Consider the following 22,283-nt stretch of genomic DNA (forward strand, 5'->3'; position numbering starts at 1 on the left):
TAAAGCCCACTGCTTTTAGCGAAGCGGTGGGCTTTTGCCTTTACTCGATTTGTCAGCCGTTGCGGTTTTTATCAGAGTAGGCTTTAGTCAGGAAAATATATACAAAGAAAATAAAAGGGATCCCTCTTTTTATGAAGAAAAGTATACGCTCTGATCAGCGGCTTCCAATAGCATTCATGCTCGGTTTTCCCGCCAGATGCTCAAAAAAGGTTGCCCCCAACTGGCGTTCCAACATCTGATAGGCATTCAACGCGACGGTAATCGCCGCCTTTTCCGATGCGCAGGTAAAAGGTCCAACCCTGTTATAGTATCCTGATGATTGGTAATTGGAGCAACCGCACCAGTTCATACAATAATCGCGCAAACCGCAGGTGATACAGGACTTGTTGATCGCTTCTGAGGGATAGACGTTACAGTTTAGTTTATCCAATTGCAAACCACGTTCGACATGACCGATGCAGTGACGGTTGTCTGCGGCGCCATCGCCAACCAGTCGTTCGCAGGGAAAGATATAGCCATCCGGCGTAAAAGCAAATTCTTTTCTTCCCATATGGCAACGTTCCTCTGGTTGATAACCGCCCCGCAAAATAATGGCAATTTTGCCATCGATCAGACTGATATAGAGCGGACGTCCCTTCCGGTAGCTGTCGATATAGATAGCGCTAATTTGTTCATATACGGCGGCGATGTCGTCGGTGTCCGCTTGCGTCCATGGCGCCGAAAAGTCGGGATTTAAAAAAATGCGCTTCAATCCAAGGGAGCGGAAATATTCGACAGTGCGGGGCAATGCGCGGAAAGTCTGAGGTCCGTAGACCGCATTGACTAAAACCACAGGCAAAGTTTTTCTGGCCTGCTTGATCGTTGCTTCCACAATCGCTGACGCGGCCTCACCGTTGGGGAAGCTCCTGGACATATTGTGCAGGTCGCCGGGACCATCACAACTGATGCAGAAGCTGATGTTATGACGGTTGATAAAGTCGGCGATAGCATCCGAAAAAACAGTTCCGTTGCTGACGATGCTGAGTTCGATGGAATAGTCCCGGTAGGAGCGATGGGATTCGATTAATGCGGTGATTTCTTGAATCCGCTCAAAAGCCAAAAGCGGCTCACCGCCAAAAAAACCGATATCCATTTTTTCTCCCGGCGGGGTATTGGTATACATGAAGTCAACAATTTTTTGGGCGACATCGAGGCTCATGGAAATGGGGCGCTTTTGTATGTAACAGTAAGGACAGCGCAGGTTGCACTCCTGGGTGACTAAGAGCGTATATTTCATCGTATTCCCCTTTCCTTGGTTGATAAATATAAACCAGGGAGGTTGTCACATCCCTGGTTTAAATCGCTTATGTAAGTTTATCGACGGCAGATGAAAGTTCGACGAGCTGTTCGAAGGAAACGGAGTTGGTCTGGTTGATCCTCTCCCGCAATTTCGCTAGCATGATGCCCGAAAATTCTTTCCATTGTTCTTGATTGAGCACATAAATGTGATCATTCAAGTGCAGATGTGGGATTTTCATACCTCCGTTTTTTAATTGCAACGAGATATGTCGATCAACAGGCAGCTCTAGCTTTTTTGCGTCAACGCCTTTCATTGTATAGCTCGTTACGAGATGGTCGATGGAGGGAATTTGGTGTTTGTGGATAAACTCCTCGACTTGCTTCACGCTGTCTTTCAGGGCCGGGCCAATTAAACCCGCAATAGGTCCGGGGTCGATCATACCCGAAATAGGTCCAGGGATCTTTTCCTTGGCCGCCATAAAGCACCCCTCCTTTTCTTAGAATAAACGCAAATGTCGAACGTTGGATATTTTTCCTGATATGAGAATACAATAACTAACTATTCGCTTCAATCACTTTATAGTGTTATTGCCTAAAAAGCATAGTAAGTTACTGGATCGTCTTTACTCATCACGATTGCATGTAAACTCCCAGGCGCAGTAACAGTCGCTCTTCGGATCAGGTGGGCACTGGAGGCAGCGCGTCTCGATCCTGGAATCGATGGCCTTGGCAAAGGTGCTGTATTCGACGATGCCCACCTCTTTGCAAGGGAAGAGGTCCATCTTTTTTCTCTCCCGCGCCGTCTGCACGCGGCAGGCGATCATCCGGAAGATCAGCTTATCGGGCGATTCGCGGACGATCGATTGCTCGTTGATGAAGGCGTAGAGACGGTACTGCAGCGCCTGCGCCAAGGCGTCGAGTCCGCCATTCTCCGGGAGGCCCAAAAAGGCTTTGATCCGTTGGGCTTCGATGGGACTGAAGCGCTCCCAGGCGGCCGCGTCAGCTTCCATCGCGGCAGCCATGCCGTATTTTTTCTCGATCGCTTGAAACCAGAGGCCGTCATGGGCCAGCCAGCGTTTGGCCAAGTCCTCAATGAATGCAGAAAACTTCTCTTTGTCCCAGTCTAACTGTTTCATCATCCATACCCCCCGTATCGTCATTTTCATCATAGATTCCATCATGGTCCCCATTTGGTCCTCGTCTTCGCCCCTCATAGTCTCCATTAAGGTCCTCGTGTCAGTCCTTCGTCTTTCCCCGCTTGGTGCTGAATCGTTTCAGAAACATATACGAGCAAGAATAGGAAAAACCTTTCTACCGTTGGCTAAACTGTTGACAAAATTTTTCGAAAATTATTACAATAGTGATTGTCCAAACCATGTAGGCCTATCTCCAAGTATGTAATGAGGAGGATGTTCATGGCAGGGTTTCTGCGTTGCACCATCGGGGACTTGCTGGACGACAGGGCAAATAGGTTTGCCGACCGGGACGCCCTGATCTACACCGATTACCGGGAGATACGCCTCAACTACCGGCAGTTTAAAGAGAAGGCCGATCAGGTGGCGAAGGGGTTGATTGCCCTTGGCGTCAAAAAAGGGGAGAATGTGGCCATCTGGGCCACCAACTACCCGGAGTGGCTCTATGTCCAGTTCGGAAGCGCCAAGATGGGCGCCGTGCTGGTCACCGTGAACACCAATTACCGCGCCTACGAATTGGAGTACCTGTTGCGCCAGTCCGACGCGACGACCCTTTTTCTGATCGACGGCGTCCGCGACAACAGTTACACCGACACGCTTTACGAAATCTGCCCGGAACTACGCGAGAGCGAGCCCGGCCGGTTAGAGAGCGCCCGCCTTCCCTTGCTGCGAAATGTCATCTTCATCGGCCGCGATCCGGAGGTTAAACGCCCCGGGATGTACAGTTGGAACGAACTCCTGCGATCAGGGGAAGGGATCACTGAGGAAGCCTTGGCGGACCGTCAAAGGTTGCTGCATTGTGACGAGACAATCAACATGCAGTACACCTCAGGGACGACCGGTTTTCCCAAGGGCGTCATGCTGAGCCACTTCAACATCATCAACAACGCCAAAGCCGTGGCCGAGAGCCAGAAAATGACTGAAGCGGACCGGCTTTGCTTCCCCGTGCCCCTTTTTCACTGCTTCGGCTGTGTCATGAGTTCCCTCGCCTGCGTGGTCAAAGGCGCCGCCATGGTTCCCCTGGAGACCTTCGACCCGAAGGCCGTCTTGGAAGCGATCCATCAGGAACGTTGCACGGCCCTCTACGGCGTTCCGACCATGTTCATCGCCGAACTGGCCCAGCCCGATTTCGACCGCTACGACCTCTCGTCGCTGCGCACGGGGATCATGGCCGGCTCTCCATGTCCCATCGAGGTAATGCGCCAGGTCGTCAACCGGATGGGCGCCAGCGAGATCACCATCGCCTACGGGTTGACCGAGTTTTCGCCAGTCATCACCCAGACGACGACGGATGACCCCCTGGAGCGGCGGGTGACGACGGTGGGCAAAGCCCTGCCGGGCGTGGCGGTGAAAATCGTCAATCCGGCCACAGGGGAGGAAGTCCCGCCGGGCATGCAGGGAGAGCTCTGCGCCCGCGGTTTCGGCACAATGCAGGGCTACTACAAAAATCCGGAGGCGACGTCCGCCGCCATCGATGAAGAGGGCTGGCTGCACACGGGAGACCTGGCCGTCTGTGACAGCGAGGGCTACTACAAGATCACCGGGCGGGCCAAGGACATGATCATCCGCGGGGGAGAGAACATCTATCCGCGCGAGATCGAGGAATTCCTCTACAGGCACCCGAAAATCCGGGATGTGCAGATCGTCGGCGTCCCTGACATGAAGTATGGCGAAGAGGTGCTCGCCTGCATCATCCTCAATGACGGCGAGACGATGACAGAAGAGGAACTGCGCCAGTTCTGCCAGGGGAAAATCTCGAGGTACAAGATCCCCCGCTACATCCGCTTCGTCGACAAGTACCCCATGACCGCATCGGGCAAGATCCAGAAATATAAATTAAAGGAGTTGTACATTCAGGAACTGGGATTGACAGAGGCGCAGAAGGTGGAGACGGCATGACCGGTGCGCCTCTTTGAGAACGGTGAAGACAATCGAATCGCTTTGTGCGCCATGGCCGATGCCATGGTATTTTTTTCGGAAAGCAGCCTTCGGCAGTTGACAAAAAGAGGAGGACGCAGTATTCTCAATACATAGGATAACGATGCATTGAATCAGAATGCATAGTGATGGAATGCATAGAGACAGAATGCATAGGGGCAACATGCATCGCGTTCTTAGGCGAGTATGAGAAAGGCATACCCTCTCCGCCCAAAAAAAGGCGAGGAAAGGAGCGTGCTCCCGTTGAACGTCAACAAGGAACTCCTCAAAGGAAGCACCGTCACCATGATCCTGTCACTGGTGGATAGACAGCCCATGTACGGCTATGAGATGATCAAAGAGTTGGAGAAACTCTCTGACGGCGTCTTCGCCTTCAAGGAGGGCACCCTCTACCCGATCCTGCACGCCCTCGAATCAGAGGGACTCGTGGAGTCCTTCTGGATGGGGGAAGAGGGGGCGAGACGGAGGAAGTACTACCGGATCACCGGGGCCGGAAAGACGCGGCTGAAAGAAAAGCGCGCGGAGTGGATCTTGTTCAGTTCCTCCGTCAACCGAATCATCGGGGAGGGGATCCTATGATGCTGGAGAAACATGCCGGAGTGGCCGCCTATCTCGACGCCGTCTGCGCCCACATCCGCTGCCGGGAGGTCCACGAGCAGATCCGGATGGAGTTCCTCAGCCATATCGAAGCGGTGGTGGAGGAAGAGGTGGCCGGGGGGCAGAGCGAGCAGGCCGCCATCGAAAAGGCCCTCCGCCAGATGGGTGATGCCGCTGTGGTGGGTCGGCAGTTACATAAGGCCCACCGACCTCGGACAGAGTGGGGGCTGGTGGCGCTCGTCTCGTTGATTCTGGGCATCGGGCTTCTGACCTTGCACTCCATTCAGGCGCAAGGCTTGTTGGAAAACTTCACTGCTGTCTTGCCGTTCCAAAGAACACTCGTCTGGCTTTTCATCGGGCTGGCAGCAGCCGTCGGCCTATATTTCTACGACTACCGTAAGTTGAGAAAGCGCTCAGCCTTCCTGTACGGCGCCGTCGTCATGGTCTTGACGACCCTCCATTTCACGGGCACGGGTTATTACGGCAAGATGTACTTGATTCTTGGTCCCTTCCAAATCGACTTTTCCGGCATCAGCCCCTATCTGTTGACGGTCGCGCTGGCAGGCCTCTTCTGCCAATGGAAATGGGATGCTGTCGGATTCGGCAAAGCCCTCGGTCTGCTGACCCTGCCGTTAGCGCTGTATTTCTTCAACCGCGATGAAGGCTCGTTCTTGCTCTATCTCGTCGCCTTTCTCGTTTTAATGGCGCTGTCGGGGGCCAGGCGAAGCCAGTGGGTTTCCTTCATTGCAGGTATCGGCGCCTTCGCCGGTTTCGTTATCTTTTCCGACCCCCGCTACCCCCAGGTGTTTTTCAGTTTCCTCAACCCCGCTGCTGATCCCCAGGGCGCCGGTTGGCTGCATGTGCGGCTCCAGGAAACGATTGCAACGGCAGGGTGGTGGGGACACGGTTTTACCTTTTCCGCCCTTTGGCTTCCCGAAATCCATACGGACTTCATTTTCCCATACATGCTCTACACCTTTGGCTGGGCTTTTGGGGCGCTCCTTCTGACCGCCGTCATGCTGCTGATCTACCGCATGGTTTCTGCGGCCCGGATGATCAAAGACCCCTTCGGACGCCATCTCATCCTCGGGTTTACCGGCCTCATCGGTTTTGCCTTGCTCTGGAATATCCTCTGCGGCAGCGGGCTCACGCCGGGCATCTACATCTCCCTGCCCTTCATCAGCTACGGCGGCTCCCAACTGCTGATCAACCTGGCGGCGACGGGGCTGGTGCTCAGCGTCTTCCGGCGAAAAGACTTGATCCGAGTGGATGAAATGAATCCGAAAAAGAATTGACGACTCTCGAAAGGGCCTATTGAAGAGGCCCCTGAAAACCGAACGACAAAAGCGAAGGACGCCGCAGTGAAAAAGGCACTGCGGCGTTTTCCATGCGTAGGAGGGCGCAAAGAAAGGGGAGGTGATCCTGGCCGGTGGAGAGCGCGAAAGGCGAGAAGCACGCTGATAATCAAAAGCATGACATCGATCACATAAATAACTTACTAAATAACTTATAATTAACACGAAGAAACGAGTATGTTTGATGAGAAGGAGGGGATCCCATGATCCCGATAGGCGCCAATCTACAGAAGATCCGCAATGGGAAGCGGACTTACGCGATAACGCCCCACCTGCCAGGTGGGTTTGTCAAACCAGAGATCCTGCGCAAGTATGCCGATGCGGCCGAAAAGTACGGCGGTGTGTTGAAACTGACCTCGGCCCAGCGGATTATGATCACCGGGTTGAAGGCGGAAGACGTGGAGCACGTCTGGGCAGACTTAGGGATGCAACCGGCCATGGGATTTGCCAACTGCGTGCGCAGCATCAAGCTCTGTCCCGGCATCGCTTTCTGCAAACGGGGGAAACAGGACAGCATCAAGTTGGGCTTGGAGTTGGATCGCCTTTACCATAAAAAAGAGATGCCCTCGCGCATGAAAATCGGGGTGGCAGGCTGTCAAAACTCTTGCGCCGAAGTGCACATCAAAGACATCGGCGTTCTCGGCACAGACAACGGTTGGGATGTCTACGTCGGCGGCAGTTGCGGCGCCCATCCCCGGTTGGCGCAGAAGTTGCGCTCCGATCTGACTTATGAAGAAGTGTTGCGCCTCATCGCTGTCATCGTCCGCTATTACCAGCAGCATGGGGAAATCGAGCGGGTTGGCGAGTTCATCGACCGCATCGGCTGGGAGCGTTTTTCATCGGACGTGCTGGCGCTTTATGAAGCAGAGAGCGGACGGGAAACAGGGTGTGGTCGTGAAGCAGAGCGTGTTGAGGCAATGAAGAGCAGCGAGGCAACAGCGCGTAATAAGGAAGCAACGCCATACGAGGCAGTAAAGTCAGACAAGGCAGTAAACTCAAACAAAGCAGGAGAGAGTACCAAGGTGGCAGAGCCTGCCCATCGAGGGCCTCTCGCGGCAAGCGAACCGATCCAAGCGGACAGCATCGTTAGCGACATCATCCGGGTGTATCCGCAAACGATTCCGGTGCTTCGTTCCTTCGGCATGGGGTGTCTCGGTTGCCCTTCGGCGACGGGAGAGTCGATTGCAAAAGCGGCTGATATTCACGGCATCGATATACAGGCGCTGTTGCGTGCGCTCAATGAGGGTGTCGCGAATCAAACTGGAAGCAGGCCCGAATAAAAAAATGAGGAGGTCCTACAATGAGCGCATTTCTCGGCCCTATTCATTACTGGCTGTACAGCAAAATCCGCCGTGTCGTAGAACGGGAACAAATGGTCTATGAAAAAGCGGCGGAACTATGCAACGACACCGCAGACGAACTGCGTGCGCAGGTATGGCAGATTTACGGCGAGCCGTTGCCTGACATGCCGCTCGACCAACTCATTGATCAAGGAAACATTCACGGCTGGCTGCAGCGTCAGATCAACATTGCCGAGACGCGCGAAGCGGCGTTGATCAAAGAGATCGTCCAAACCTGCGGGGATGCGGGACGGGAAGCCGTTGAGAAGGCATTTCGTGAGCACGGTGCCATCTGCGGCCACGACGCGGCCAAAGGCAATGCCACCGCCGCTGGTGGGGCCAACGAGATCTACAAGCTTTTGAACAACTATCTGCTGAACGGGATGCCCTGCGATCAGGCGGATATGGTTAGAGAGAACGGCAGTGACAAGGTGTGCTGGGAGACGACCATTTGCCTCCAGCAGGGAAACTGGCGGAAAGCCGGCGCAGATGAATCGCTTATGAAGCAGTTGTACCAAATCTGGATCGGCGCTTTTGTCGAAGCGGTGAATCCGGCCTTTACGTACCGGCAGACGGCGGATACTTTGCGGGGAGACCGGATGAATTGTCACGAGATCGCAGGGGCGTAAACTCGTAAAACGCCAATATGGGCCTGACCGAAGACGAACTGGTCTTCTAAGACGCGATGGGAGCACTGGCAAAAACGCAGCGGTTGCTTTAACGGCCCATGACGTTCCACGATCGGATCGGTCAAGGCGGCAGGTATATTGATGTTTGCGAAGCGGACCATCCTGAATATGGGTGGAAAACCTTGCTGACATGGGATTCGGGTCTTGATGATTTTTCTGTCGGAGATGACGGCTGGATTGCTTTTTCAAAATTATCAAATGAATATGGGCCGTATAACCTCTATTTCGGCAACCTGAAAAACCGAGGCATATGGCTGTTCCAAGGCGGCAGGGGAAGCCCGGTGCGGGTGACAAGAAATGCGGACAAGGTGTTAGGATTCTCTCCCGATGGAAAGACAGTGTTGTTCAGCCGCGATGTGCCCATGCCGATAACGTATGCCCGGATTCCCGCGAAGGTAATATTATTGAAACAGCAATGATGCTACGAGTGTTCCTTCTAAATCACAAAGGCGTATGGATCATTCACAAGCGAAAGGGAGAGCCGTTGACAGCTCTCCCTTTTGCTTTTCTCGTTTTCTGTCAGACCTGTTCCTTGAGGATTTCCACCAACTTGGTCAACTCGCTGATGGCGCCGGTGAGCGCTTCCAGTCTCCCCTCCATGCGAACCAAGAGGTAGGCGGCAAGGGCCACAGGAAAACCCACGTTGGCGACGGATTGGAGAACGGTGTCCACGTGCGCACCTCCGTTATGTCAAGGCTTTTCGAGTGTTAAGGGCTGAAGGCTAAACTGAAAAAGGATTGGGTCGGGGTGTGACGATTAGGGGTTCCAGAGGTCGGTCACGTTGGACGACACCAGTCGGACGTCTTTTTTGTTGACCAGGTCGCCGCCGGCGGTGGTGAAGACGTTCGAGGCAATGATCGTGTCCATGGCCGCCGTCACCTGGGCGGGGGTGAGATCCGCTTTGGGGTCTTTGACTCGCAGAACCACTTCCCGGCCGAGTTGGTTGGTAAAGACCAGTTCCAGCGTCTCTTTTGAAGCCACTTAAAATCACCTCCTTTGCTTGCCTTTTATGGCCTGCTTTGAAGCAACCATGGGACAGTTGCGCAGGCGGGGGGCGGGGGATTAGGCTTCGATCAGTTGGTTCGTGTCGATGCGGGCGATCCGGCTGACGGGGACATTCATCAGACTGGACAGCGCTTCAGCGGCGGCGTAGACGCTGTCATCGGTCGCCGACGGTTTCAAGCCTTTGAAGTCTCGGTTTTGGAACAGGGGCTCTCCTTTGGCGCTCGTTCCCGTCTGGGCGATGAGGCGCAGGCTGGCGCTGATGGGGTTTTTGCTGACTGCCATTGTTGACCACCTCCTTTCGAACGTTTGTTCGTGTCTGCCACGGTTACAGCTTACCAGCCGGGTGGGAATTGGACAAACCTGGAGAAACGCCAGGAGAGGAAACGAGTACGAACATATGTTCGGTTTTCGCTGTCTTTCTCTTTCGATTGAAGAATTCCATATTTCGGGATTCGAGTTTCTTCGATTGTTTTGGCTGGAATAAGTTTGCGGATAGGTTCAATTTAGGTCGTTTTAGGGCGTTTGGGCTGTCAATAAGCCTGACGAAAAGCCAAGTTAAGCCTGACTGATAAGCCCCAAGTTAAGCCCGACAATAGCCCTGACGATAAGCCTGGAAGTAAGCTCGAGGAACAAAAAAAGGCCGCTGACATTATCAGCAGCCGGAAAAGGATAAAATTGGAGTTATACAGATTGGTTTAGAATTTAATTTGCTGAACTAGGCAAAACGCACCCAGGTCTCAGCCGGTTTGCGGGTGCGAGGCGTCGCGTCCTTGGCTCGTGTTTCCGGATCGAGCAGATTGTCTGTCCCTGGAAACCCAACGAAGACGACGCAGATTACCCGCGCTTCTTCGCCGATGCCGAAGGCCTCCCGGATGGACGGCTCACTCCACCCGGCTGTGGGGTGGCTGCGCAGGCCCATTTCTGTCGCCTGGAGTAGGAGGTTTTGCACCGCCAAGCCGCAGTCAAAGAGGTAGTAGGGTTTCCCATCGATAGTGGCGTCGTCTTTCGGGTTAGCAAAGACGATAAAGGCCAGGGGGGCGGCGGCGGCCCACTCGTTTCCCTTGGCGAGACAACGGGAGAGCTTGTCCAAACCCTCCTGCGACCGGACAGCAATCAACCGCCAGGGCTGGTAGTTGCGGCAGGATGGCGCCCAGCGAAAGGCTTCGATCAATTCATCGATAAAATCCGGCGGCACGGGGGTGGGGAGGTAGGCGCGTTTGCTTTCCCGTTGAACAACGGCAGGCAGGATGGACATGAACAACCCCTCCTCAAGCGGTTTTTGGATGTTAGTTGATAGGTAATACTTGATTCGCCACGGTCAATGATGGTCCTTCTGCCCCGCTTGATTCTAGCGCTTTTTCCAATCCTTTTTCTGTTCCGGTTCTTCTCATTCAAAAAGTGTATCGGCCCCTTCCTGATATGCTATCATAAAGTGATATGGTCGAAACGGGAATCTTGAAAGGTGAAAGGGGGGAGGCAGGATGCGTCCATCGTCTCCGGCGACGCCGTTGCGCAGGAAGGCCGGTCGGCTGAAACCATCGGGACCTATCGAAGATTGGCAGGCTTTCTTTCAACAGGAATTCGATCGGGCCTTTCGGCGCGGCAACCAAGCCCTCGGGCTAAAGCTCGGTTTCACTTCCGCGGAGGCCTGGGCGCGCTATGACCGGTTCATGGAGGTGTTGCAGGCCCGCAGCGCCCACTGGCCTCCTGCCTCTGTCGCCTGGTTGGGCCTCCATGGGCGCTTATACCTGCTTTCCCGGATGGAAGAGGGCAACCGGCTGGAAGGCCGGACGTATACGACAGACTTTATTCAAGGGATCACGGAAGAACTGGCCGATTCCCTCGCTGAAATCCGCGCAGGCGGATGGGCGGAGCAGGGTGATCCGGTCGTGGATGCCGCTGCGGAGACGCTTCGTTGGCAATACCTGGCTTCCTCCTCCGCCTGGGGCGTCGATTGGCTGTATATCTACCGGCTGCTCTGGATGCGCCTCTTTGACAGCGCCCAGGCTGAGACAGAGGCGGATCGGCTCGAGCATATTCTGGAAAAACCGTCAACGCCCGTTGCGGTCCGGGACCGGGCGATCCTGGCGCGGGCGCATTTCGCCATTGCCGCCGATGACGATGAAGGCGCACGGGTGCGCCTCAACCGTTTGAGTGAAAAGGGCCGATTCACCATCGTGCGGGATCTGCGCTTTTACCTGGAGGGATTCAGCCGGTTTCACCTTTGGGAGCGCCTGCTCGCCTGGCTGCGCTGGCTCGTTCCCTATGCCGGGACGGCCGATACGGCCAGCTATGAGGCGCTATGCCTCTATTGGAACCAGGCGGCCCATACATGCAACGTGCAGGAGGAGTTCTTGGAGGTTCTCCGGCGGTGGCTTCCCCGCAGCCGCCGTCTCTACAGCCACTACCTGGTGGAACGCAAACTCTATCGGGATTGGACCCAGTTATGGGTCCATCATGGGACCGCCTTTGGGGAGATCGATGGCAACGTGTTGCGCGCCGTCGAAGCCCACGAGCCGGCGCTGCTCCTGCCGCTCTTTCACCAGCAGGCGATCCGCTGTATCGAACGGAAAAACCGCGCCGCCTACCGGGAGGCGGCTGAACTGCTAAAACGGCTCAGCCGGATCTACCATCGCCTGAACCGGGGCGACGAGTGGGATCTGTATCTGGGGGAACTGACCCGCCGCTATGGCCGCCTCCGGGCGTTGATGGAAGAGTTGCGGAAAGGAACGCTGATCTCACGATGATCGCGAGCAACATGCAAGTGCATATCCGCTGGATTCCCGGCAGGGGCTTTTTCCTCTGGACCGATCGGCCTTTCGGTTATGGCACCGATCCTTTGGACCGGGCGCAGGAGTGGAAGTTCCGTCTTTTTGCCAACCATGAATCCTCCTTTTACGGTTCATTCATCGATGTGGAAGAACGGGAGGGCCAGGCGGGGCTGCTGTTGCCGCCCGGGACGGCCCTGGATTTTTTGTTGAAGCCACCGGTGAGCGACTTTTTTCACTGGCATTGGTCTCCGGATGTCCGGGAACTGCAACGGTTGGCGCTTTCCGTGGCGATAGCGCTGGCGGAAAAGCGTTGGCAACCCGATTACCGGCTATGGCTGCAGGGGCGAAGAGGCTTGCGGCTCGATTTGGGCGATGGCCGTCCAATCGATGAGGGGATAAACGACTGGACAGGTCTGCTCATCGATGAACAGGTCGCCGGTGATCCCACTGCCCGCAAGCAATGGGAGCAACTCGTCACTGACTGCCCGATGCTGCATCCCGATTATCCGAGAGAGGGGTCTTTTCTCGACGAGGCCGACTGGCTGGAGGCCATCGGCTGGACCGTCGATAGGGCGCCCTTCTCCGTCGGCCTGCGGTTATCAGAGCCGGAGGAAGATCAGGCCTGGCGGCTCCAGGTCGTCTTGTTTGATCGTGAAGATCCATCGCGGGTCATCGAGGCGACTTCTTCGGGGATGGAAGGGGACGTAGAAGACGTAGAAAAAAACCTGCCCGACTCGTGGAAGCCCTATGCCGGGCGGATCGAGCGCGCTGTCCGCAAGTGGCAGGCGCTGGCGCCCCGTCTGTTCGGGGAGGACGGACGAGAGGATGCGCCGGATCCGACGGATCCGCCGAGGCTCAAAGAGGAATTGACCGAGCGGGAGGCTTGGTCCTTTCTCGCCGAGGACAGCCTCCGCCTGGCTGAGGCGGGCGAAAAAATCCTCCTGCCCCGCTGGTGGGACGACTTAAAGCAAAAGGGGCTGCGCCTCAAGGCCGTCTCTCGTTCCATGCCGGGAGATTTCGAAGAATCCTATCTCGGCGTGGACCGCCTTGTCCAGTTTGATTGGAAACTTGCCGTCGGAGAGACGGAACTGACAGAGGCGGAGTTTCGCGAGGCCGCCCGCCAGAACCGGCGACTGCTGCGCATTCGAGGCCGCTGGGTTCAACTCGATCCGGACCTTGTTCGCCAGGCCCTCAAGGTGATGAACCGCAAAGGCGGCGAGATGGACCTCGCCGAGGTCTTGCGTTTGCATTTTTTAAGCGCCTCCGCCGGTGACGATCCTCCCGGTGACACGCCTCCCGGCGATGCGTCTCCGGCAGATCCGGCTGACATCCCTTCACCGGGCTTTTTCGACCCGGCAAAGAGGGAAACAGAACCATTCCCCGCAGTATCGATTGAAGTCGAACTGAACGAACAACTGGCGAACATGGCGGAAAAACTCTCCCGCCAGTCCGTTGGGCCGACCCTGGCAGAACCACCCGGATTTTGCGGCAGGTTGCGCCCATACCAGCGCACGGGTCTAACGTGGCTCTGGTTTTTGCGTCGCTTCGGCTTTGGCGCCTGCCTTGCCGATGATATGGGGCTAGGCAAGACGATCCAGTGGATCGCCTATCTGTTGCAGATCAAGGCCCAAGCAACAGGGCAGCCCTCGTCGACGCCTGCGACCCCCGCGCCGTCGACATCTGCCCCAGCCGCCCCGTCGCTGCTCATCTGCCCCACCTCCGTGCTCGGCAACTGGCAGAAGGAACTGGCCGCCTTCGCCCCCTCCTTGCGGGTTTACCTCCACTACGGTCCCCAGCGGCTAAAAGGGGAGGACTTCGCCCAGGCGGTGGCCCAAGCCGATCTGACGCTCACCACCTACGGGCTTGCCTATCTCGATGAGGCTGAACTGGGCGCCGTCAAATGGGACTGCCTCTGCCTCGACGAGGCCCAGAACATCAAAAACGTCTACACCAAACAGTCGGCCGCCGTCCGTCAGTTTACGGCGCGCCACCGTGTCGCCTTAACGGGAACGCCGATGGAAAACCGACTCTCCGAACTCTGGTCGATCATGGACTTTCTCAACCCCGGTTATCTGGGAAGCGCCAGCGAATTTCTCCGCCAGTTCGCCCACTCCGCCGGACGTGAAGGGGAGGAGTCGGCAGCCGGGCAGGTGCGCCGCCTGGTCCGTCCCTTCCTCCTGCGTCGGGTAAAGAGCGATCCGGCTATTGAACCGGACCTGCCTGATAAACAGGAGTCGAAGGAATTTTTGCCCCTCACGCTGGAACAGGCGGCCCTGTACGAAAACGTGATCGGCGAACTGTTCGAACGAATCGATGAAGAGGCGGGCATGACCCGGCGGGGGATGATCCTGAAGACGTTGACCCGGTTAAAGCAGGTATGCGACCATCCGGCGCTGCTGCTCAAGGAAAAATCGCCCGCCGACTTTCGCCGACGCTCGGCCAAGGCCGACCGACTGATCGAGATGGTAGAGGAACTGCGGCAGGAGGGGGACGGCTGCCTTATCTTTACCCAGTATGTAGAGATGGGCCGGATGCTCCAGGAATACCTGGAAAAAGAACTGGGGGAGAGGGCGGAGTTTCTTCACGGCGGCGTTCCCAGAGCCCGTCGCGATGACATGATCGAACGGTTCCAGTCCGGCAAAGACTTCGCCATCCTCATCCTCTCCCTGCGGGCCGGCGGTTTTGGACTGAACCTGACGGCGGCCAACCACGTCTTTCACTTTGACCGCTGGTGGAATCCGGCTGTGGAGAACCAGGCCACCGACCGGGCCTACCGGATCGGCCAGCGCCGCCACGTGCAGGTGCACAAGTTGATCACCCTGGGCACCCTGGAGGAACGCATCGATGAGATGCTCGAACGGAAGCAGGGGCTCAATGACCGCATCGTCGGCAACGGCGAGGTCTGGGTGACCGAACTGTCCACCCGGGAACTCCGGGAGATCTTCGCCCTGCGCCGTGAGTGGGTGGGACGGGAATAAGGAAGCAACTGCTTTCAAAAAAGCGAAAAAGGTAAAAAAGCAAGAGATATGCGGCCCCCACCGTCGGAAAATGGCGACAAGGAAGTTGCGGGAGGGCCGCTTTTTTTGCGTTTTCATTTGGGATGATGATGGCAAATCCATTGACTTTGACCAGACACCGTGATTATACTGTGTATAGATAAAATACACAGTAGCGAGGGGGTGCCTTTTTGACTCCGATTACTCTTTCTCCGACATCCCCCATACCCTTGTACGACCAGATCACCAAACAGATCAAGGATGCAATCCTGCGGGGCGACCTGGCGCCCGGTCAGGCCCTTCCCTCCATCCGCCAACTGGCCCAGGAGTTGGGGACGAGCGTGATTACCGTCAAACGGGCGTACCTGGAACTGGAGCGGGAGGGGATGATCCTGACCCGCCAGGGGCTGGGCTGCTTTGTCGCCCCGGTGGAAAAAGGACACTTGGAAACGACCCGGCGCGAGTCTGTGCTGGCCCCGCTGCGGCAGGCCCTGGCTGAAGCAAAACGTCTGGGCATGACGATGGAAGAGGTCCGGCAACTCTTTGCGGAACTGCTGAAGGAGGAAGAACGATGACATCCATCTTGACCATCGACGGCGTTACAAAACGTTACGCGTCCTTTATGTTGGAGAAGGTGTCATTGACACTGCCCCCCGGCGCCATCATGGGCTTGATCGGCCCCAACGGCGCCGGCAAGAGCACCTTGTTCAAGGCCATCCTGAATCTGGTGCGCATCGACACCGGTTCCATTACCGTTTTCGGCCTCGATCACCGGCGTCATGAGCAGGCCATCAAGCGCCGCGTCGGCTTTGTCAGTGAAGAGATCCCCTTTTACGACAGTCTCACCGTGGCGGAACTGTCCCGTTTCGTCTCCTCCTATTACCCCACCTGGGATGACGCCCTCTTCGCCGCTCTGCAAAAGCGCTTCGCCCTGTCTGCCCATAAAAAGGTGGGCGACCTGTCCAAGGGGAACAGGATGAAACTCTCCCTCTGCCTGGCCCTGGCCCACCGCCCGGAACTTCTGCTCCTCGATGAGCCGACAGCCGGTTTGGACGCGGTCGCGCGGCGGGAACTGCTGGAGGAGATGCTCGACGTCATCCAGGAGGAAGACCGGTCGGTCCTGTTTTCCTCACACATCACCGCTGATGTAGAACGGGTGGCCGACTATGTGACCCTGATCCATCAGGGGAGGGTCTGCTACACGGGATTACGCGACGACCTGCAGGGTTCCTGGCGGCGGATCCTGATCAGCGGCGACTTTCCACCCGAGGCGCGGCCCCATCTGGTCCATGTGGAGCCTCGCTTCGGTGGATACGCAGGCGTCACCGGCGACATGGATGCGCTCCGCCGGTCCTGGCCCGGCGGCATCCCTGCCGGCGTTGCTCTAGAGGCGATCAGTTTAGAAGAGATCCTGATCGCCCTGGCCAAGCAATCCTCAGAACAGGGCGCCTGAGCGAGAAGGAAGGGAGAGACCTTGCATGTGGCAACTGGTAAAAAAAGATTTTCAAGCCCAGAAAAAATCGCTCCGGTCGCTGGGGCTGCTCTTGCTCGGGATCACCGGGTTGATCCTGAGCGGCAAAGCGGAGCCCACCCTGTTTGGAGGCATTTGGGGCATTTTGACGGTCATGTTTACCTTGAGCTATACCAACGGGACGATATTATATGAAGAAAAGAGCCGAGGCTACCTCTTTTTGCGATCACTGCCCCTCTCGCCGCGCCAGATCGTCGCGGCCAAGTTTATGGGCGGGCTGCTGTCTGCCCTGGCGACAACCTTGATCGTGGGCATTCTGCTGACAATTGCCCAGATGATCTACCCCCCGGAGAGCCTGATCCCGCCGTTCGCGGCCTTTATCTATCTCGGCGTGACCTTGCTCTTCAACGGGTTGGTGCTGATGCTGTCTTTTCGCTTCGGCTATATGAAAGCGCAGCGGTTCTTTGCATTGATCGCCCTGTCGCCGTTGATTTTCATGGCCTTGCCCAAGGGATGGCTGAAAGGGTTCTTTTATGGACCGGCCATGTATATGGCTGCCCATGTGGAGGCGACTGTCGCCGGGTTTGTCCTTTGCGTAGCGGTCTTTTTATCGGCCGCCTTTCTCTACAGCATCCACTGTTTTCAGGATGCCGATCGGCTCGACAGTCTGCTAAAAAATTGATGAAAAAAAGGAAAACAAGCGCCCAGATTGTAAACCTTTCTTGTAACATTTTTTGCCGTTCAAGCGTCTAGTGGGTAGGGCGCTTTTTGCCGGAGCGTTGCGGCGATGATTGCCGGAACGTTCCGGTAATGACTGCCGGATCGTCATGTCGTGATGGACATGCCTTCCGGCGACTGTTCGGAAGAATGAAGCGGAGGAGGAGCATCGTTGAGCCGGATCGTGATCAAAAACGCGCGGATCTTGACCATGGCGACAGAAGCGCCGCAGATCCTGGAGGGGGACATCGGCATCGAAGGATCCTGCATCCGGGAGATCGGCCGCATCGATGCCAAGATGGTTGGGGACGACGCCGTCACCGTCATCGACGCGGCGGGAAAGGTCGTCATGCCAGGCTTAATCAACTGCCACAATCATGCGGCGATGGCGCTGTTTCGCGGCTACTCGGACGACCTGCGCCTTATGGAATGGCTGAGCCAAAAGATCTGGCCTGCCGAGGAACGCCTCGACGGCGACGCCGTCTATGCCGGCACGATGCTGGCGGCGGCGGAGATGATCAAATCAGGCACGACCACCTTTGCCGACATGTATTTTTTCATGGACGACGTGGCCCGGGCGGTGCGGGATGCGGGGATGCGGGCGACCCTTTGCCAGGGCCTCCTCTTTATCGACAATCAGGCCGAGCGGCGGCTGGAGGCTACCCGCCGGCTTTTCGCCGACTGGCATGGGAAGGCGGAGGGACGGATCAAGGCCATGGTTGGCCCCCACGCCCCCTACACCTGTCCGCCTGACAAGCTGCAGGCCGTCATGGCCCTGGCAAAGGAATTGCAGGCCGCCATCCACATCCACCTCTCGGAGACGGTCGAGGAAGTGGACCAGATGTTCGACCGGTATGGCAAATCGCCTGTCCGTTACCTGGCCGATCTGGGACTCTTCGCCGAGCACCATGTGCTGCTCGCCCATGCCGTCAACCTCTCCCGCGATGACATTCACCTGCTCAAGGGACTTAGAGGCGGCGTCTCCCACAACCCCGTCAGCAACCTCAAACTCGGCTGCGGTGTAGCGCCTGTCTTGGAACTGCGCGACAAGGGAGTCGCCGTCGCCCTGGGCACCGACGGGGCGGGCAGCGCCACAACCCTCGACCTCTTCGAAGAGATCAAGGCCGCCGCCTGGCTGCAGAAAAACCGCACAGGCGATCCCACGGCGGTGACAGCCTATCAGGCCTTGCGCATGGCCACCATCGAGGGCGCACGGGCGCTGGGGCTCGCTGACCGGATCGGGAGCATCGAGCCGGGCAAACAGGCCGATCTGATCCTCATCGACATGAACAAACCCCACCTGTTCCCGCAGAACGACATCTGCGCCCTGCTGGCCTACGCCGCCAACGGCGCTGACGTGGACACCGTCTTGATCGATGGGAAGGTGGTCATGCAAAACCGCCAGTTGCTGACCATGCATGAAGCCGATGTGCTTGCCGAGGCTGCCGCGGCGGCCCGGCGGGTCATTCGGGATTAAGCGTTTTAGCTGGACAAACCGGAGTTGCATCAAAAATGGAGAGGACTTGACCAAATTGCTGCAATCATGGAAACCCCGCTTGCAAAGTCTGTGGAAGCGACGCAAAAAGTGGATCGCAGCGGCCCTGGTCGTCGCCGTCGCCGGGGGCGCCTGGGCGGCGCTGCGGCCCGCCAAGGGACCGGCCGGCGTGCCTGTCAGCGTCCGGGAGGTGACCAGCGGGGATCTGGAGGTATCAGTCGTCGTTTCCGGCAAGATCGAGCCCTATGCCAAGGAGAACGTCACCGCCCGCGTGCGGGGGCGGCTCGTGAAGGTGCTTGTGGAAGCCGGGCAGATGGTCAAAGCGGGCGACGTGCTGGCCCTCATCGACAAAGAAGACCTGGTCCGCAAGGAGTCAGACGCCCGGGTCAACCTGGAAGTGGAGCAACTCAGCCTGGACAAAAGCCGCAAGACAGCGGAATACGAACTGGCCAAAGCCCGGGAGACGGCGGAACAGAGCCGGAAGAAGATGGACCTGGAAAAGAAAAACCTCGACCGTGTCCAGGCGCTCTATGACAGCGGCGCCGCCACCCAAAAGGAACGCGAAGAAGCATTACATACCTATGAAGACGCCGCCGCCCAGCACCGCAACGACCTGCGGCGCGTCGAATCGATTGAGACGAACGACCTGGGAACAGAGATCAAACTGCGGGAGGCCCAGATCCGTCTAAAGCGCCAGGAGTGGGAGACAAGCGCCCGTGACCTGGACGAGTCAGCCGTCAAAGCGCCCATGGACGGCATGGTTTTGGAGGTGCCCGTCGATCCCGGCGATTACATCGCGCCGGAGACGAAGATCGCCGTCCTCGGACGGACAGACCGGCTGAAGATCAAAGCCGATGTGAGCGAGGCCGACCTCCCCTTGATCAACGCCGGCATGGCGGCGCAGGTCACCGGACCCGCCCTGGGAGATCAGAAACTGAGCGGCAAGGTAACCGTCATTTCCCCGCAGGCCGTGACGAAAGAAAAGGAACAGACGGAGCGGACGACGGTTCCCGTCACTGTCGAAGCGGACAACCCCGGCGGCGCCGGCCGGCCGGGGACGAACGTGGACCTGCGCATCCAAGCGGCCCGGCTGACCGGCGTGCTTACGGCGCCCCATGAAGCGATCCGCGAATCGCGGAGCGGAAAGGAAACCCTCGTCGTCCGCGACGGCAAGGTCGCCCTCTGCCCCGTCGAAACGGGCATGGCCAACGACATGGTCATTGAGGTGAAATCAGGCGTTCAAGCCGGCGACCTGTTGATCCTGAACCCGCCGGAGGATCTCCAGGAGGGGACTCCTGTAGCGGTGCTCCCGGTTGGCGCCCGCCCGCCCAGCCTGGGGGTGAGGTGATGGTGAACGAGGCTGATCAAGCGGTCGAGGAAACGGCGCCAAGCGTTATCAGCCATGCGCCCATCGTGCGCCTCGAAGGCGTCGGTAAGACCTACCAGACGGGCGCTGTGGCTGTGGAAGCCCTTAAAGAGGTCAACCTTGACGTCTTTGCCGGAGATTTCCTAGCGATTATGGGCCCCTCCGGATCGGGCAAGTCGACGTTGATGAACATCCTGGGCTGCCTCGATCGGCCGACAGCGGGGCGCTACCTGCTTGACGGCCAGGATGTGTCCACCCTGGATGATCGCCAGTTGGCCCGCATCCGCAACAAAAAGCTCGGCTTTGTCTTTCAAAACTTCCAACTCCTCCCGCGCATCGACGCCATTGCCAACGTCGAACTGCCGATGCTCTACGCCGGTCTGGGGGGGAAGGAGCGCCGCCGCCGCGCCGAGGAGGCCTTGGCCCGGGTCGGCCTGGCCGAGCGGATGGGACACAAGCCGAACGAATTGTCCGGCGGGCAGAAGCAGCGCGTCGCCATCGCCCGGGCGCTCGTCAACCAGCCGCTGATCCTTCTGGCCGACGAGCCGACAGGCAACCTGGACTCCAAGACGAGCGTCGAGATCATGGAGATCTTTCAAGCCCTCAATGCCGAGGGAACGACGGTCATCATCATCACCCACGAGCCGGACATCGCCGCCTACGCCCGGACCCATGTCACCTGCCGGGACGGCCGCGCCGCCCTCCGAAGGGGGGACGCGTGATGAACCTGGTCGAACTGTTCAAGGTGGCCCTGCAGGGGATCCGCGTCAACAAGCTCCGTTCCAGCCTGACCATCCTCGGTCTGGTCATCGGCATCGCGGCGGTCGTCACCGTCGTCACCGTCAGTGAGGCCAGCCAGGTCTATCTGAAACAGCAGGTCGGGAAGTTTGGATCGACCATCTTCACCATCTACCCGCGCTGGGATGACCAAGACAACCCCATCGACATCGAAGACATCACCATCGACGATGCGAACGCCATGAGGGAACTCATCCCGGAACTCACCCATGTCAGTCCCATGACCCAGTTCCAAACGATGATGGAAGGCCCCAAAGCCAAAAAACGGGCTACCATCTACGGCGTCAACGAACACTACTTCTCCATCCGTCGCAACCTGAAAATCAGCCAGGGGCGATTCCTGAACGCCAGCGACATTTCGGGCGCCCGCGCCGTCGCCGTCGTCAGCAAGGAACTGGCCAAAGAGATCTTCGGCCACACCGATGTGGTCGGGTTGACCGTCAAGTTTCAATCCCGCACCGTCACCATCATCGGCGTCTCCCAGGAGGACAAGTTCGCCCTCGATCAGGACAGGAGCCTGGACGCCTATGTGCCCATCTCCTTTGCCCAGTACGCCTTTGACTTCTCGCGCATCTTTGCCATCGAGGCGGCCGCCGAGAGCGACGGGTCCGTGTCAACAGCTGTTGAAAAGGCAAAAAACCTGCTCAACCGGCGGCACCGCACCCACGACCACTACCGCATCAGCAGCGTCCAGGACGCCATGGGCCAGATCAACCAGGCGACCGGCGCCGTCGCCGGCGTCCTCTCCGGCGTGGCCGCCATTTCTCTCCTGGTCGGCGGCATCGGCGTCATGAACATCATGCTCGTGTCCGTGACAGAACGGACCCGGGAGATCGGCCTGCGCAAAGCCCTCGGGGCCGAGCGGCGGCACATCCTGCTGCAGTTTTTGATGGAGGGCGTCGTCCTCTGTCTCTTCGGGGGAACGCTGGGCGCCATCGTGGGCATCGGCGGCAGTTGGGCGCTGGCCAGCCTTGTCAACGTAGAAGCCGCCTTCTCTTGGACAGGGCTGATCGTAGCCTTCGCCGTCTCCAGCCTGATCGGGATCTTTTTCAGCCTCTACCCGGCCAACCGGGCGGCGAAACTGGATCCGATCGATGCGCTCCGTTACGAATAAATCGCCTCTAAGACACCGCCAAAGATAAACGAAAAAGGATGGAGCGCCCTTCGAGGAAAGGGGCGCTTTTTTATGAAAAGCCATTTTCATCATCGCCTGTGATCCGAGGGTCATGAAAGTTTTGTGTAGAAGCAGGAATTTACTGATTTAAATGGAAAGT

22 protein-coding genes are annotated in these 22,283 nt (G+C 57.5%); 15 read left to right on the forward strand and 7 right to left on the reverse strand.

Annotation, left to right across the window (positions count from 1 at the left end):
• Positions 1-154 precede the first annotated feature (154 nt).
• From GTO91_RS18720 to GTO91_RS15080, 3 genes are all read right to left on the reverse strand, one after another.
• On the reverse strand, positions 155-1,306 hold the full coding sequence (locus tag GTO91_RS18720; RefSeq protein WP_328793822.1) for a radical SAM/SPASM domain-containing protein: 1,152 nt from the start codon (positions 1,304-1,306) through the stop codon (positions 155-157).
• Between the two features lie 37 nt (positions 1,307-1,343).
• Positions 1,344-1,757: a hypothetical protein gene (locus GTO91_RS15075; RefSeq protein WP_161259562.1), complete on the reverse strand. Its 414-nt coding sequence runs from the start codon at positions 1,755-1,757 to the stop codon at positions 1,344-1,346.
• A gap of 144 nt (positions 1,758-1,901) precedes the next feature.
• Positions 1,902-2,414 carry a DUF6125 family protein gene (locus GTO91_RS15080; protein ID WP_161259563.1) on the reverse strand — a complete coding sequence of 171 codons (513 nt, stop codon included), beginning with the start codon at positions 2,412-2,414 and terminating at the stop codon, positions 1,902-1,904.
• A 279-nt stretch (positions 2,415-2,693) separates the two neighbouring features.
• Between GTO91_RS15080 and GTO91_RS15085 the strand changes: the two genes are divergently transcribed.
• The 6 genes from GTO91_RS15085 (at position 2,694) to GTO91_RS15110 (ending at position 8,809) form a co-directional block, all read left to right on the forward strand.
• The gene (locus GTO91_RS15085) at positions 2,694-4,370 is read left to right on the forward strand and encodes an AMP-binding protein (RefSeq protein ID WP_161259564.1); all 1,677 of its coding nucleotides are present in this window, start codon (positions 2,694-2,696) and stop codon (positions 4,368-4,370) included.
• Between the two features lie 282 nt (positions 4,371-4,652).
• Positions 4,653-4,988: a PadR family transcriptional regulator gene (locus GTO91_RS15090; RefSeq protein WP_161259565.1), complete on the forward strand. Its 336-nt coding sequence runs from the start codon at positions 4,653-4,655 to the stop codon at positions 4,986-4,988.
• Complete coding sequence (locus GTO91_RS15095) at positions 4,985-6,301, forward strand: FtsW/RodA/SpoVE family cell cycle protein (protein WP_161259566.1); 1,317 nt, start codon at positions 4,985-4,987, stop codon at positions 6,299-6,301. Before GTO91_RS15090 ends, GTO91_RS15095 begins: the two co-directional genes overlap by 4 nt.
• Before the next feature lie 263 nt (positions 6,302-6,564).
• Positions 6,565-7,641: a DUF1858 domain-containing protein gene (locus GTO91_RS15100; RefSeq protein ID WP_161259567.1), complete on the forward strand. Its 1,077-nt coding sequence runs from the start codon at positions 6,565-6,567 to the stop codon at positions 7,639-7,641.
• Between the two features lie 20 nt (positions 7,642-7,661).
• Positions 7,662-8,330 carry a hypothetical protein gene (locus GTO91_RS15105; protein ID WP_161259568.1) on the forward strand — a complete coding sequence of 223 codons (669 nt, stop codon included), beginning with the start codon at positions 7,662-7,664 and terminating at the stop codon, positions 8,328-8,330.
• A 182-nt stretch (positions 8,331-8,512) separates the two neighbouring features.
• Positions 8,513-8,809: a PD40 domain-containing protein gene (locus tag GTO91_RS15110; protein ID WP_161259569.1), complete on the forward strand. Its 297-nt coding sequence runs from the start codon at positions 8,513-8,515 to the stop codon at positions 8,807-8,809.
• A 100-nt stretch (positions 8,810-8,909) separates the two neighbouring features.
• On the opposite strand, the gene GTO91_RS15115 is transcribed toward GTO91_RS15110, so the two are convergent.
• The 4 genes from GTO91_RS15115 to GTO91_RS15130 all read right to left on the reverse strand — a co-directional run bounded on the left by GTO91_RS15115 (position 8,910) and on the right by GTO91_RS15130 (position 10,650).
• A complete protein-coding gene (locus GTO91_RS15115) occupies positions 8,910-9,062 on the reverse strand; it encodes a YvrJ family protein (RefSeq protein ID WP_161259570.1) in 153 nt (50 codons plus the stop codon).
• 84 nt (positions 9,063-9,146) lie between these two features.
• Positions 9,147-9,371, reverse strand: a complete 225-nt coding sequence (locus tag GTO91_RS15120; protein WP_161259571.1) for a DUF2922 domain-containing protein — start codon at positions 9,369-9,371, stop codon at positions 9,147-9,149.
• A gap of 81 nt (positions 9,372-9,452) precedes the next feature.
• A complete protein-coding gene (locus GTO91_RS15125) occupies positions 9,453-9,677 on the reverse strand; it encodes a DUF1659 domain-containing protein (protein WP_161259572.1) in 225 nt (74 codons plus the stop codon).
• Between the two features lie 433 nt (positions 9,678-10,110).
• On the reverse strand, positions 10,111-10,650 hold the full coding sequence (locus GTO91_RS15130; protein WP_161259573.1) for a nitroreductase family protein: 540 nt from the start codon (positions 10,648-10,650) through the stop codon (positions 10,111-10,113).
• Between the two features lie 226 nt (positions 10,651-10,876).
• Here GTO91_RS15130 and GTO91_RS15135 point away from each other — a divergent pair, with 226 nt between their 5' ends.
• From GTO91_RS15135 to GTO91_RS15175, 9 genes are all read left to right on the forward strand, one after another.
• Entirely contained in the window at positions 10,877-12,142 is a 1,266-nt protein-coding gene (locus tag GTO91_RS15135; protein ID WP_161259574.1) for a hypothetical protein, read from the forward strand.
• Positions 12,139-15,144: a DEAD/DEAH box helicase gene (locus GTO91_RS15140; RefSeq protein ID WP_161259575.1), complete on the forward strand. Its 3,006-nt coding sequence runs from the start codon at positions 12,139-12,141 to the stop codon at positions 15,142-15,144. Before GTO91_RS15135 ends, GTO91_RS15140 begins: the two co-directional genes overlap by 4 nt.
• A gap of 209 nt (positions 15,145-15,353) precedes the next feature.
• Entirely contained in the window at positions 15,354-15,737 is a 384-nt protein-coding gene (locus GTO91_RS15145) for a GntR family transcriptional regulator (protein ID WP_170294277.1), read from the forward strand.
• Positions 15,734-16,615 carry an ABC transporter ATP-binding protein gene (locus GTO91_RS15150; protein WP_161259576.1) on the forward strand — a complete coding sequence of 294 codons (882 nt, stop codon included), beginning with the start codon at positions 15,734-15,736 and terminating at the stop codon, positions 16,613-16,615. The genes GTO91_RS15145 and GTO91_RS15150 overlap by 4 nt, the downstream gene beginning before the upstream one ends.
• A 25-nt stretch (positions 16,616-16,640) precedes the next feature.
• Complete coding sequence (locus tag GTO91_RS15155; RefSeq protein WP_161259577.1) at positions 16,641-17,315, forward strand: ABC-2 transporter permease; 675 nt, start codon at positions 16,641-16,643, stop codon at positions 17,313-17,315.
• 207 nt (positions 17,316-17,522) lie between these two features.
• The gene (locus GTO91_RS15160; protein ID WP_161259578.1) at positions 17,523-18,827 is read left to right on the forward strand and encodes an amidohydrolase; all 1,305 of its coding nucleotides are present in this window, start codon (positions 17,523-17,525) and stop codon (positions 18,825-18,827) included.
• 79 nt (positions 18,828-18,906) lie between these two features.
• Positions 18,907-20,193: an efflux RND transporter periplasmic adaptor subunit gene (locus GTO91_RS15165; RefSeq protein WP_161259579.1), complete on the forward strand. Its 1,287-nt coding sequence runs from the start codon at positions 18,907-18,909 to the stop codon at positions 20,191-20,193.
• Positions 20,194-20,255: 62 nt separating this feature from the next.
• A complete protein-coding gene (locus GTO91_RS15170) occupies positions 20,256-20,933 on the forward strand; it encodes an ABC transporter ATP-binding protein (protein ID WP_456318573.1) in 678 nt (225 codons plus the stop codon).
• A complete protein-coding gene (locus GTO91_RS15175) occupies positions 20,933-22,123 on the forward strand; it encodes an ABC transporter permease (protein WP_161259581.1) in 1,191 nt (396 codons plus the stop codon). The genes GTO91_RS15170 and GTO91_RS15175 overlap by 1 nt, the downstream gene beginning before the upstream one ends.
• The last annotated feature ends 160 nt before the right edge of the window (positions 22,124-22,283 follow it).

It is taken from the genome of Heliomicrobium undosum (assembly GCF_009877425.1).
In the GTDB taxonomy this organism is placed as follows: domain Bacteria; phylum Bacillota; class Desulfitobacteriia; order Heliobacteriales; family Heliobacteriaceae; genus Heliomicrobium; species Heliomicrobium undosum.